The following is a 13,744-nucleotide window of genomic DNA, read 5'->3' as shown; positions in this document are numbered from 1 at the left end:
ATAACAAAGCAGATTCTATTCTTTTTTTATCTATGCTGAGCCCGCTATCCTACTAACTTAGAAAACCTCAACAGATACGCTCTGGATGAGGTAAAACTCATTTTTAACAATACACTAAGTGTGTTGTGTTTAATTTTCAGGGTTATGGGGAATCGATTCATGTTGTTAGGTCAACTAAATGCAGCGGCAAGCCCGCTATCGCAAGATCAAGTACAAAAGCTGCAAGGCTTAGTGGCTGAACTTAATCCAATTCAACAAGCGTGGGTAAGTGGTTACTTAGCTGCTAATGCTAACTCGGCTGCTTTGGGCGGCCCAGTGGCAAATGCACCTGCTGCTAGCGATGCTGCACCGTTAACAATTTTATATGGCTCACAAACAGGTAACGCAAAAGGCGTAGCAACTAAGCTAAAAGAACAAGCGGAGTCTCGCGGACTCGCTGTTAAGTTAGTAAGTATGTCGGATTACAAACCAACAGCCCTGAAAAAAGAAAAGTTTTTAACCATTGTGGTATCTACTTACGGTGAAGGCGAGCCACCAGAAGATGCCGAAACACTGTACGAATTTTTAACGACTAAAAAAGCGCCTAAATTAGATGGTGTAAAAGTAGCAGTACTTGGTTTAGGTGATTCTAGCTATGAATTTTTCTGCCAAACAGCAAAAGACTTTGAAGAGCGTTTAAATAAACTTGGCGCAGAAACCATTTTTCAGCGTGCTGACCTAGATGTTGACTACGATGATGAAGCTGCAACATGGATCACGGGTGCACTAAATGCATTTGAACCTGATATAAAAGCGCAGCAAGATGCTGCTGGCGGTCAAGTTGTATCAATGCCATTTGGCGCGCCAACGACTGCTGCCAGCCAATACACCAAGCAGAATCCGTTTGAAGCAGAGCTTTTAACTGTTCAAAAAATTACTGGCCGCGACTCTACTAAAGACGTACGCCATGTTGAGATTTCGCTTGAAGGTTCAGACATTACCTATACTCCAGGTGATTCGTTAGGTGTGTACTTTTTAAATGACGACGTGTTAGTTGATGAAGTGCTTGAGCTTACTCAAATAGCGGCAACTAGTATTGTAAAAGTAGGTGATGAAGAGCTAAACGTACGCGATGCTCTAATTGAAAAGCTGGAACTAACTCAGTCATACCCTGGTTTTGTCGAAAAATATGCCACTGCTACGGGCTCGCCTGAATTATTAAAGCTTGTAGAAGATAAAGCTGCAATGCGCGCATACATCGAGCCTCGCCAAATATATGATGTCATTCGTCAAAACCCAGCAAAGCTTGATGCGCAAACGCTAGTAGATTGCTTACGTAAATTACAAGCTCGTCTATATTCAATTGCTTCTAGCCAAAGTGAGGTGGAAGACGAAGTACATTTAACACTTGGTTTAGTGCAGTTTGACTCATTTGATAGTGAGCACTTAGGTGGCTGTTCTGGTTATTTAACTCGCCGCGCAGAAGAAGGCTGTAAGGTTAAGGTATTTAGCGAACATAACGACAACTTCCGTTTACCTACTAATGATGAAACACCAATTATTATGGTTGGCCCGGGTACCGGTATTGCGCCGTTCCGCGCATTTTTACAAGAACGTGACTCGCGTGAAGCACAAGGTAAAAACTGGCTGTTTTTCGGCAATCCACACTTTACCCAAGACTTTTTATATCAAGTAGAAATACAAGGTTATTTAAAGTCAGGTTTACTTAGTAAAGTAGATGTTGCATTTAGCCGTGACCAGGCTGAAAAAGTATATGTACAAGACAAATTACGCAGTAACAGCAAAGACGTATTTGCATGGTTAGAAGCAGGCGCGCACTTGTATATTTGTGGCGATGCAAACCGCATGGCAAAAGATGTACACAATGCCCTTGTTGATATCATTAAAGAAAACACAGGCAAGAGCAACGAAGACGCAGAGCAATACTTAAAAGACTTACGTAGCGCTAACCGCTATCAGAAAGACGTGTATTAATCACGTTTCTTATTTTACTAACAGCTAGCAGCCGTCACTGTAACAAATTTAGGATTTAAAATGAGCGAACAAGATAAAAACGTAAAACTTTCTGATAATGAGCGTTTGAAAAGAGAAAGTAACTTTTTACGTGGCACCATAGAGCAAGATTTAAAAGACGAAATTACCGGTGGTTTTACAGCCGATAACTTTCAGTTAATACGTTTTCACGGTATGTATCAACAAGATGATCGTGATATTCGTGGTGAGCGTGCAAAGCAAAAGCTAGAACCGCTTCATAACGTAATGTTACGTGCACGTATGCCTGGCGGTATTATTAAGCCAGAACAGTGGTTAGCAATCGATAAATTTGCTGATGACAAAACAAGCTACGGCAGCATTCGTTTAACTACACGTCAAACGTTTCAGTTTCATGGTGTATTAAAGCCAAATATTAAAGGCATGCACCAACTGCTTAACAGTGTAGGCATAGACTCTATTGCTACAGCGGGTGACGTTAACCGTAACGTACTGTGTACTACTAACCCTGTTGAATCTGAGTTACATCAAGAAGCTTACGACTGGGCTGCAAAAATTTCTGAGCATTTATTACCAAAAACCAAAGCGTATGCTGAAATTTGGCTAAATGGCGAAAAAGCAGAAACTACAGAAGAGCCAATTTTAGGCTCTAACTACTTACCACGTAAGTTTAAAACAACGGTAACTATTCCGCCTAACAACGAAGTTGATGTGCATGCAAATGACTTAAACTTTGTAGCAATTGCTGAAAATGGCAAGCTTGTAGGTTTTAACGTCCTTGTTGGTGGAGGCCTTGCCATGACTCACGGTGATACTGCAACGTATCCGCGTAAAGCTGATGACTTTGGTTTTATTACCTTAGACGACACGCTAAAAATTGCAGAACATGTTGTATCTGTACAGCGCGATTGGGGTAATCGTTCAAACCGTAAAAATGCAAAAACTAAATACACATTAGACCGTGTAGGTGTTGATGTATTTAAAGCAGAAGTAGAAAAACGCTCAGGCGTTACATTTGCACCAAGCCGTCCGTATGAGTTTACTCATCGTGGCGATCGTATTGGTTGGGTTGAAGGCATTGATGGTAAGCACCACTTAACGCTATTTATTCAAAGCGGCCGTATTTTAGACTACCCAGGTAAGCAGCTTAAAACAGGGTGTCGTAAAATTGCAGAAGTTCACCAAGGTGACATGCGTATGACGGCAAACCAAAACTTAATTATTGCGGGTGTACCTGCCGATCAAAAAGCTGTAATTGAGGAAATTGCCCGCAGCCATGGTTTAATTGACGATACTGATTCGCCGCAGCGTAAAAACTCTATGGCGTGTGTTTCACTACCAACATGTCCACTTGCAATGGCCGAAGCGGAGCGCTATTTACCAACCCTAGTCGAAAAAACTGAAGCATTACTTGCTAAGCACGGTATACCAGATGACAGCATTATTATGCGCGTTGTAGGTTGCCCGAACGGCTGTGGCCGCGCAATGCTTGCAGAAGCTGGTTTAGTAGGTAAAGGCCCAGGTAAATACAACGTTTACTTAGGTGGTAATTTAGAAGGCACACGTATTCCTAAATTGTACCTTGAGAACGTAGGCGAAGACGTTTACCTAGAGGCGTTTGATAAACTCATTGGCCAGTGGGCTAAAGAGCGTAACGACGGTGAGTGTTTTGGTGATTTTGTTATACGCAAAGGCATTGTTTCTGAAGTAAAAGTATCAGTAACCGATTTTCACGCATAATTTAATACCAGCACTTAGCGCTGGTGAGGCTTGGAATTTTCCATGAGTGAATTTAAAAATATTTTACAGCTAGATAAACAAAGCCAAACGGCAATGTTAGCTGATGCTAATGGTTTACTAGCGAATATGAGCGCTGAGCAGCGCGTTGCATGGGCGCTTGATAACTTGCCTGAGACGGCATTTTTATCATCTAGCTTTGGTATTCAAGCAGCAGTAATGCTGCATTTAATGACCTCACAACGCCCAGATATACCAGTTGTTTTAACCGATACTGGCTACTTGTTTCCTGAAACCTATCAGTTTATTGAGCAAATGAGCGAGCGACTATCACTTAATTTAAAAGTGTATAGAGCGCAGTTAAGCCCAGCATGGCAAGAAGCTAAATTTGGAAAGCTATGGGAGCAAGGTGAAGACGGTATTAAGCAATACAACCAACTTAATAAAGTTGAGCCGATGACTCGCGCACTTAAAGAGATTAAAGCAGGCACTTGGTTTAGCGGTTTACGACGCGATCAATCATCTACTCGTGCTGATAAGCAGTTTGTAGAAATAAGCCGTGGTACAGTAAAAGTGTACCCGATTATTGAATGGTCGAACCGCGATGTGTATCAATATCTTACTAAGCATGATTTACCTTATCATCCATTATGGGAGCAAGGTTATGTGTCGATGGGAGATGTGCATACAACACGTAAGTTAGAGCCAGGTATGAGCGAAGAAGAAACTCGCTTTTTTGGTTTAAACCGTGAATGTGGCTTGCACATGGATGGTGATGGTATTTAACGTCACTACGCTGTATTTAAATCGCAAATAAAAACGTAGCTTCGGCTGCGTTTTTATTTTCTTTTATTAGGGTACAAAAAATTGCCTAATTAAGTGTTTTTTATTAGACTCAAAGCAATAAGGGATTAATGGGAGCAGGAACGCTATGAAATACTTTACCTACTTAGCTATATCAATCATGGCTATTGCAGTCATCTCTTTGTTTTATTTAAAAAAGCCCGATGGTAAAACATGGCTTTCTGCATCATCAATTAGCAGTGAATCTCAGCAAATTAAAGAAAAAATGGTCGCGCTATCTAGCAATACTTTGGACCAAGCAGTGCAAGGCGTTAAGCAGGCTGGCGATAAAATTGCGAGTAGTATTTCTGATGAACCAATGCCTGAAAGTACTACCTCAAGCAGCAAAATTTTTAAGTGGCAAGACGAAACAGGGCAATGGCACTTTTCTGATACACCTAACCCGCATGCAAAAAGTATTGAAGTAAAACTCGATCCTAAAGATATTACTGTTATTGCTGCAGAAGACACGTCTATTTTAAATACCTCTTCAACTCCAAATACAATGTCGGCAGCACCTGAGGGGATCAGTTTTTTAAACCCAGATTCGGTTAAAAAGCTATTTAATGACGCCGAAAATGTAAAAGACAAACTAGAAAAACGTAATAAAGAAATTAATAATTTAAGTGCACTTTAATTATTTAGAGTGAATGCTTTTATGGTTTTTTAAATAACGCTTTTCGGCTTCCATCAATAATACTGTTAAATATATTTTAGTTGGAAGCGACAGCAGCACGCCTAGAGCAATGCATGCCGCCGCTATAATTATTCCTTTAATACCATGCTCGACAGTAAAGTAACTCGATACTATTAAAGTGTGGCCAGTCACAATAAGGCACAATCCAAGCACAATTGATATCCTCAATAATCTAATAATTTTTATCTGCGACATAATATAAATCATGGGAATTTAATTTATTATTATAAGAGAGCGGTGGAAGGGTTATATTGATATGGAACAATAAGCCCCCAAGTCGAGGCTTATACCAATTCGCTTAATTAAGTGATGTATTTTGAGGGTGGAAAAACGTGTTGATAGTTAGGCAAAAAATCGCTATTTAGTTATTCTAAATGAGAATTTTTTAACACAAGTAGCAACACGTTTAGCCCCGCAAAATGATTAAGTATTATTGCGGATTGGTATTATTAATGGATATCTAATCAAAGTGCTTTAAAGCGAATAGCTGTGCCGCCGCTGGTAGCCAGTTTTAGCGTTAGTTTATCGTTTGCAGTGACTACACGTTTTTCAATATTTAAATCATATGGATTTTTTTTCCACTCTGCGTTTTTACCGTCTTGATAAATTTGCGCTTCAAATTTTTTACCTTGCTCTAAAAAGTTGAGCTTTACTTCAATAGTACGGGCTTTTTCGTCAGTTACGGCGCCTAAGTACCAATCATTACCTGTATATTTGCCGCGTTTGCGTTCTTTACGTGCAAATATAATAAAGTCGCCCACTTCGCCATCAAGAGCAATACTTTGCTGCCAATCTGTTGGTACGTCTTGTATAAATTGAAATGAGTCTGGCTTAGCTAAATAGTTTTTAGGTAAGTCGGCGGCCATTTGAATTGGGCTATATAACACAACATAAAGCGCAAGCTGTTTTGCAAGCGTGGTTTGTGGGCGGTTTGTATCATCCCCTAAACCATTAAAGCTCATATCAAAAATACCCGGTGTAAAGTCCATAGGGCCAGAAAGCATGCGTGTAAAAGCAAGCATTGGTACATGCTCTGGTGGGTTAGGCGGTGAACCCCATGCATTATACTCTTGCCCACGTGCACCTTCGCGCGCAATCCAATTAGGGTAGGTACGGCGCAGGCCAGTATCTTTAATGGGCTCGTGGGTATTAATACTAATTTTATGTTTAGCGGCTAGTTTTACGTTGTATAGGTATTCGTTAACCACAAATTGGCCATCATGCCACTCATGGCGTGCAATACCGTTTTTGTCTATACGTTTTATATTACCGCCATCAGCCACATAACCCGTTTTAACTTGGCTTACGTTTGATTTTTCGTATAGGGCAAAAGCATCTTCCATTTGGTCACGGTAATTACTTACATTACCCGATGTTTCGTGATGGCCAATGAGTTGTACGCCTTTTTGTTTGCCGTATTGAGTCAGCGTAGCTATGTCAAAGTCATCGTATGGTTTGGTAAAGTTAAATACATCACCATTAAAATACCAATCACCGTCCCAGCCTTCATTCCAACCTTCTACTAGCACACCATCAAATCCGTACTCAGCCGCAAAATCCATGTAGTATTTTGTGGTTTGTGTGGTTGCACCGTGTTTTTTTCCGCTGCCCCATGTTTGCGTGTTTATATGCATGCCCCACCAAATACCTACGTATTTTCCTGGTTTTACCCACGACACATCACCGAGTTTATTAGGCTCGTTTAAATTTAATATAATGTCTGAATTAACTAAACCCACGGCGCTGCCGGCAATTTGAATGGTACGCCACGGGGTATTAAACGCGCCTTGTTTTTTAACCGCAATACCATCTGACCACGGGGTTAAATCGGCATTGAATGTTCCTGGGCGGCGCTGATTAAGTACCATACCGGCGTAATCAACAAGAGCCGCTTCATGAATGCTTACGTGAGTGCCATCACTTGTTTTAAACGTAAAGGGTGTATGCACAAGTGCAGCTTCGTTAAGCGCGGTGGTGTTGTAAACGTATTCATAACGGTTCCATCCACGAGCGGGGATCCACCAAGCTTTAGCGTTGTGACTATTATTTATTGCAAACTCAGTGAGCTCTTTAGTTATAAACGTTTGCTCAAAGCCTGCTTGTTTAGGTACTTCGTATCTAAAGCCGACTCCACTATTAAATGCGCGAAAACGAATAGTATAAGTGTCTGAGTTAGGTTCTTTTTTTGTAAAGGTAACAGCTATTTCGTTATGTTTATCTGTGACTGTTTGGCGCTCTCCCCATGGCTGTTGCCATTGCGAGTTAACGCTTTGCTGCTTGATATCTTTAATTTTAAAGCCATCACTAAACGCAGCTTGAGTTTTAAATTCAAAACCAAGCAACGATTTATTTATAACAGGCTTATTTTTAAATTTTATAGAGTAGCTTGGTGTGGTGTTTTCATCAGAAATAGTGACCGTTATTTGTGTGTCTGGCGATTTTAGCTCTACCGTTTGTGCGTAGCTGTTGCTAGTAAAGGCTAAAAGTACAAGTGCTGGTATTCTCATTGTGTGTCCTTAGGTGAGTCAGTGGTGACATTTAAGGATAATGACAGTTGTAAATTAATACGACTGGTTACATACGTATTCAATGTTTTAAAAAATAGAAAGAATTTAACTACTTGTTCGGTCTATAATATAAATAAATTGATAGTAGCGACGACTAATATGATCAAAGTTTTAGTTTATGTATTTTTATTATGTGCCAGCGCTCAGGGCTTTACTGCCAATATAACGATAAAAAATTCAAGTAATGAGCCCTTAGCTAATGCTGTTGTGTGGTTAACCGCTAGCGGTTCTGCTGAGATTACCGCGCCCGAAGCTCCTTATGCAATGAGCCAACAGAATAGAGAGTTTATTCCGCGAATATTAGTTGTTCCGCAAAATGCAAAAGTAGAATTTCCAAATGCGGACTCTATCATGCACCACGTTTATTCATTTTCTAAAGCAAAAACATTCGAATTAAAGCTATATAAAGAGCAGCCAAAAGCACCGATTATTTTTGACCAAACGGGTGTGGTTGAGCTTGGCTGTAATATTCACGATTGGATGCTAGGTTATATAGTGGTCGTCGATAGCACTGTGTTTGCAATTACAGATGAAAACGGTAAGGCTAATTTACAGACTGGCGCGGGCGAATATACGTTAAGCGTTTGGCATTCAGGGTTTAGTGATATAAGTAACGTTGAAACTAAAAACGTGATTGTAGGTACGCAACCGCTTGAGTATAAAGTTGAACAAGAAGTAGCCGCGCAAATTGATTTTGCAACGGATGAATTTGATGATTATTAATCGCACTTTAACGTTTGTATTTTTAGTTAGTATTTTATTTTTTAGTGCTGCGCTACATGCGCAGGTTAAAGGTTTGATACAAGTTAGAACTGTACAAGGTGATGATAGTACAAGCTTTCAATATGGTGGAATTGGCCTCTATCGCCATGATATAAAAAGTGATGAGCTTATTTTATCGCAGGGTATTTTAGATTTTAATGTTGATTTAGCATCTAGTTGGTCGGCTCATGGGGTATTAAATTTAAATCAGGATCCTGATGTTGGCTTAGGCTTAACACAAGCTTATATTAAGTATCAGCCTCTTACTGATAGTAAGTATAAATGGCATGTGCGCGGTGGTGGTTTTTATCCGCTAATGTCGCTTGAAAACCCCGATATTGGCTGGACTTCTCCTTATAACTACACAAACTCAGCCATTAATAGCTGGATAGGCGAAGAGTTACGTACCGTTGGTATCGAAGCAACTCTTAAACGCCCAGCTAAACGCTTTAATTCTAAGCATAGTTTTAGCTTTGTAGGCGCTACATTTAAAGGCAATGATCCTACTGGCACTTTACTCGCTTGGCGTGGCTTTGGATTGCACGATAGACAAACCACATTTAATGAAGGGATTAACATTGGCCCTATAGCCTCATTAAATGAGTATGATTTACGCTGGCAATCGGGCCGTGTTTTGCCTTTTGAAGAAGTAGATGGGCGATTTGGCTATTATGCAGGCGTACATTGGGATTACTTAAAAAAATCGCAATTTCGTGTTTATTACTACGATAATAACGGCGATCCCAGTACTGTAAATTATAGCTCTGGGCAGTATGCATGGGACACTCGCTTTACGAGCGTTGCCTGGCTATATAAATTTAATAGCAAAACTCGCGTTATAGCACAGGTGCTCAATGGTGAAACCGAAATGGGTGCGAATGCATTAATAGATAATGCGTTTTACAGCCATTACTTAATGCTAAGCCATAAAGAAGGTAGGCATCGAGTTTCAGTACGCTATGATTACTTTAAAGTGACAGATAATGACACCACTGCGTTTGATCCTAATGCGAGCCATGGGGAGGGGGTAACCGTAACGTGGCGCTACCAGCTCAGTAATAGTTGGCAATTAGGTGTTGAAGGCTCTGCGCTTAAAAGTTTTATAAAAAATAGAGCTGCCAGCGGCTTTGCACAGCGCATATCGCAGCAGCAAATTATGCTAAACGCTCAATGGCGTTTTTAAAGTACAAAAAAGGGAGCTTTTAAAGCTCCCTTTTAGTTTCAAAAAAAGTGTAAATTATTTTTTATCGAAAGCGCGTTTCATGTAGTTAGGTGTAGCAAGTGCACCATGGTGAATACCGCTGTTGTAGTATTCACTTTGCTCGGCTATTTGTGCTGCGCCGTCTTCTCTAAAGCCGCTAAATGCCTCTGATTTACGAGCAAGTGTTACCGACCATAAACCGCTTGGGTAAATTGGTTGTGGGAATGGCAGTGTTTGTAAATCATTAAATCCTACACTTAACATAGCTTCACGCATTTCAGCTAACAATGGCATGTGCATAAGTGGCGATTCACTTTGCTGTACTAAAATACCGCCTGGGCGAAGTGCATTTAGGCAGCTAGTGTAAAACGCATGGTTAAATAACCCCTCACCAGGGCCTACTGGATCTGTACCATCAACAATAACAACGTCGATAGACTCACCCGCAGCTTCGCGCATGTATTTAATGCCATCATCAAACATCACGGTTGCACGAGGATCGTTATTAGACTCGCAAAGCTCTGGGAAGTATTTTAACGACATTTGCGTCACTACTTCGTCTATATCTATTTGCGTTACGGTTTCTACATCTGGGTGTTTTAATACTTCGCGTAATGTACCGCAGTCGCCGCCGCCAATAATGACCACGTTTTTAGGATTTGGGTGCGCTAAAAGTGCAGGGTGGCTGATCATCTCATGGTAAAAAAAGTTTTCGCGGGTTGTAACCATTGTACAGCCGTCGATGATCATTAAATTACCAAAGTCTGTGGTTTCGAACATTTCTACTTTTTGAAAAGGAGACTGTTTTTCGTCTAGCTTTTTGTTAATACGTAATGAAAATGCGCTGCCATCGCGGTCGCTAATTTCAGTAAACCACTTACTTTGATCTAAATTTGCCATAGTTGCTTTTACACTTTTTAGGTTGAGTATGAAAAAAGGGCAATTCTGCCAGTGCTTGTCGTTTTGCTCAATGAAATTCTAACCTATTTAACGAATAAAGTTCGCTAGGGATGAGTGAAAGTTCAATTTTTGTTAGCCTAGCCAGTACTGACGTATTAAAATGCGCCTTTATAGCTAAATTGACTAAAGAAGAGTTGCCATGACCTGGGGTTTAGAAACAGCACGCGCTACTTATAACGTTGCTCATTGGAGTGATGGTTATTTTGATATAAACGCACAAGGCGAGTTGGTAGCCTACCCCGATGGTGACCAAACTAAAAGCGCGATTTCTTTAACGCAATTAACAGAGCAGTTTAAGCAACAAGGTTTGACGCTGCCGGTTTTAGTGCGCTTTACTGATATTTTAAAAAACCGTGTAGATACGCTGACAAATGCGTTTACTCAAGCACGTAGCAGCCGTGAATATAACGGGAAATACACCTGTGTATATCCTATTAAAGTAAACCAGCAGCGCTCTGTGGTAAGTAAGTTACTTGCCCATCCTAGTGGTTTAGTCGGCCTTGAAGCTGGCTCAAAACCAGAACTTATGGCTATTTTAGGCGTTGCAAAAGAGCCAATTACTATTGTGTGTAATGGCTATAAAGACAGTGAGTTTTTACGCTTAGCGTGTATTGGCCAAGCCATGGGGCACAGCGTTAAAATAGTAGTAGAAAAACTATCAGAACTGACCACCTTACTTGAAGAAATAGACAACTTAGGCATCGAGCCCGCTATTGGTATTCGTATTCGCTTAAACTCAGTGGGTAAAGGTAAGTGGCAAAATACCGGTGGTGAAAAAGGTAAGTTTGGCTTAACTGCAGGGCAAGTGCTTAGTGCTGTTGAAGTACTTAAGCAGCATAATAAATTGCACTTAATGCAAATGGTGCATTTTCATATTGGCTCTCAAATTGCCAACATTCGAGACATACACCGGGCCCTGCGCGAATGTGCGCGCCACTTTGCGGAACTTACTCAGTTAGGTGTACCACTTAATACGGTTGATGTAGGTGGTGGTTTAGGCGTTGATTACGAAGGCTCGGGCTCTCGCAGTGCGTGTTCAATGAACTACACAGTAGAGGAGTACGCACGTAACGTAGTAAATGCGTTTGCAGAAGTGTGCGACCAACATAACCTTACCCACCCAGCTATTATTACTGAATCGGGCCGGGCTTTAACGGCTCATCACGCTGTGTTAATTACTGATGTAATAGATGTAGAAAAAGCACCTAATCATTTAAACCCAGAGCCACCTATTAAAAATAGTGCCCTAGTGCTTGATGAAATGTGGCAGTGCTTACAACGGTTAAACCCGCGTATGGCGCTAGAAATTTACCACGATGCGATGCACCTATTTAGCGAAGCACACGATCAATACGTGCATGGTTTAGTCAGCATGTTAGAGTGGGCAAAAATAGAGCAGTTATACTTTACTATTTTACATCGCGTACGTGCATCACTTAGTAATAACGCCCGTGCACACCGCGAAGTACTCGATGATTTAAACGAAAAGCTTGCCGATAAACTGTTTGTTAACTTTTCATTGTTTCAGTCGCTACCTGATGTATGGGGTATTCAGCAGTTATTTCCGGTTATGCCAATCGAGAACTTAACTCAGCCACTTACTCAGCGCGCGATTATTCAAGATATTACCTGTGATTCTGACGGGCAAATTCGTGAATACGTTGAAGGTGCTGGCATTGAAACTAGCTTACCAATTCCTGAGTACAAGCATGGTGAGCAATACCATATTGCTATGTTTATGGTGGGTGCATATCAAGAGATTTTAGGTGATTTACATAACTTATTTGGCGATACCGATTCAGTACATGTTGAGCTAAATGACGAAGGTTATGTCTTAACCAATGCCATTAAAGGTGATAGCGTTAAGGATGTATTAAAGTTTGTTGACTATGATAGCGCCATTTTGGCGGATAACTTTGCTTATCAAGTTAATAAGCTCACTGTATCTGAGCAATGCAAAGAGGGATATTTAGCAGAGCTTAATGCAGGCCTTGAAGGTTACACCTATTTTGAAGATTAATTTATAAGTAAATAAAAGCGCAGTGCTAGCTGCTGCGCACTGTTTAAAGGAATGGAAGTAATGTCAGTTATTCGCAGTGTATTAAGCCTTATTTTTTACACGTTAAACACACTTATATGGTTTGTGCCTATTTTTGCTTGTGGCCTTATAAAGCTTATTCCTTTTAAGCAGCTACAAAAATTAATGAGCTGGACAGCCAAGTCATGTGCTACAGCTTGGGTCTCTTTTAATGGGCTAAATCAAAAGCTATGTACGCCTACAAAATTAAATGTAACTGGTTTAGAAGATGTTAAATTAAAAGATTGGTACTTAGTCATTGCTAATCACCAAAGCTGGGTAGATATTTTAGTACTGCAGCGAGTGTTTAATCGCAAAATTCCATTTTTAAACTTCTTTTTGAAAAAAGAGCTTATTTACGTGCCTATTTTAGGTTTGTGTTGGTGGGCGCTCGATTTTCCATTTATGACTCGCACCAGTAAAAGCCAGTTAAAAAAGAACCCAAAATTACGTGGTAAAGACCTAGAAACAACCCGTAAAGCCTGCGAAAAATTTAAAGAAATGCCAGTAAGCGTTGTTAACTTTGTAGAGGGCACACGCTTTACAGAGCAAAAGCACGCACGACAAGGTAGTCCTTTTCCACACTTATTAAAACCAAAAGCAGGTGGCATTGCATTTGTAATGCAGGCGATGGGTGAGCAAATTTCTAAAGTAGTAAATGTCACGATTCATTACCCCGATGGTATACCTACGTTTATGGATTTTGCAGGTGGTAAAGTTAAGCAAATCAACGTACATGTAGATATTCGCCCTGTGAGCAAAGAGCTAATTGGTGATTATACTGGCGACTCTGAGTTTAGAGTGGGCTTTCAAAGTGAACTAAATCGTTTATGGGAAGAAAAAGAGCTGACGCTACAACAGCTTGAGCAAAACCATAAATAATAAGGCGAATATAATGAGCTTACAGT

Annotated in this window: 11 protein-coding genes; 8 read left to right on the top strand and 3 right to left on the bottom strand. The window is 40.5% G+C overall.

The genetic code is table 11. The features are described from left to right. Positions 1 to 159 precede the first annotated feature (159 nt). From V6260_RS15215 to V6260_RS15200, 4 genes are all read left to right on the top strand, one after another. Positions 160 to 1,974 (top strand): assimilatory sulfite reductase (NADPH) flavoprotein subunit, encoded by a 1,815-nt coding sequence (locus tag V6260_RS15215; protein WP_341594976.1) that lies wholly within the window; start codon positions 160 to 162, stop codon positions 1,972 to 1,974. 60 nt (positions 1,975 to 2,034) lie between these two features. After that, entirely contained in the window at positions 2,035 to 3,732 is a 1,698-nt protein-coding gene (gene cysI / locus V6260_RS15210) for an assimilatory sulfite reductase (NADPH) hemoprotein subunit (protein WP_341594975.1), read from the top strand. Positions 3,733 to 3,774: 42 nt separating this feature from the next. Beyond that, on the top strand, positions 3,775 to 4,515 hold the full coding sequence (locus tag V6260_RS15205) for a phosphoadenylyl-sulfate reductase (protein WP_341594974.1): 741 nt from the start codon (positions 3,775 to 3,777) through the stop codon (positions 4,513 to 4,515). A gap of 145 nt (positions 4,516 to 4,660) precedes the next feature. After that, positions 4,661 to 5,209 (top strand): DUF4124 domain-containing protein, encoded by a 549-nt coding sequence (locus V6260_RS15200; protein ID WP_341594973.1) that lies wholly within the window; start codon positions 4,661 to 4,663, stop codon positions 5,207 to 5,209. Here V6260_RS15200 and V6260_RS15195 read toward each other — a convergent pair whose 3' ends face one another. After that, complete coding sequence (locus V6260_RS15195; protein ID WP_341594972.1) at positions 5,210 to 5,464, bottom strand: hypothetical protein; 255 nt, start codon at positions 5,462 to 5,464, stop codon at positions 5,210 to 5,212. It lies immediately after the preceding gene. Between the two features lie 269 nt (positions 5,465 to 5,733). Next, positions 5,734 to 7,776 (bottom strand): glycoside hydrolase family 97 protein, encoded by a 2,043-nt coding sequence (locus V6260_RS15190; RefSeq protein WP_341594971.1) that lies wholly within the window; start codon positions 7,774 to 7,776, stop codon positions 5,734 to 5,736. A 159-nt stretch (positions 7,777 to 7,935) separates the two neighbouring features. Here V6260_RS15190 and V6260_RS15185 point away from each other — a divergent pair, with 159 nt between their 5' ends. Beyond that, the gene (locus tag V6260_RS15185; protein ID WP_341594970.1) at positions 7,936 to 8,559 is read left to right on the top strand and encodes a methylamine utilization protein; all 624 of its coding nucleotides are present in this window, start codon (positions 7,936 to 7,938) and stop codon (positions 8,557 to 8,559) included. Continuing rightward, positions 8,549 to 9,781 carry a hypothetical protein gene (locus tag V6260_RS15180; RefSeq protein ID WP_341594969.1) on the top strand — a complete coding sequence of 411 codons (1,233 nt, stop codon included), beginning with the start codon at positions 8,549 to 8,551 and terminating at the stop codon, positions 9,779 to 9,781. The genes V6260_RS15185 and V6260_RS15180 overlap by 11 nt, the downstream gene beginning before the upstream one ends. A 54-nt stretch (positions 9,782 to 9,835) precedes the next feature. On the opposite strand, the gene speE is transcribed toward V6260_RS15180, so the two are convergent. Then, complete coding sequence (gene speE, locus V6260_RS15175; protein ID WP_341594968.1) at positions 9,836 to 10,699, bottom strand: polyamine aminopropyltransferase; 864 nt, start codon at positions 10,697 to 10,699, stop codon at positions 9,836 to 9,838. A gap of 199 nt (positions 10,700 to 10,898) precedes the next feature. Between speE and speA the strand changes: the two genes are divergently transcribed. Both speA and V6260_RS15165 read left to right on the top strand, forming a co-directional pair. Then, complete coding sequence (speA, locus tag V6260_RS15170; protein WP_341594967.1) at positions 10,899 to 12,779, top strand: biosynthetic arginine decarboxylase; 1,881 nt, start codon at positions 10,899 to 10,901, stop codon at positions 12,777 to 12,779. A 60-nt stretch (positions 12,780 to 12,839) separates the two neighbouring features. Then, complete coding sequence (locus tag V6260_RS15165; RefSeq protein WP_341594966.1) at positions 12,840 to 13,718, top strand: acyltransferase; 879 nt, start codon at positions 12,840 to 12,842, stop codon at positions 13,716 to 13,718. The last annotated feature ends 26 nt before the right edge of the window (positions 13,719 to 13,744 follow it).

Source organism: Pseudoalteromonas aliena (assembly GCF_038155085.1).
GTDB lineage: Bacteria > Pseudomonadota > Gammaproteobacteria > Enterobacterales > Alteromonadaceae > Pseudoalteromonas > Pseudoalteromonas aliena_A.
The sequence above is the reverse complement of the archived record's forward strand: the minus strand, read 5'-3'. Positions and strand labels throughout refer to the sequence as shown.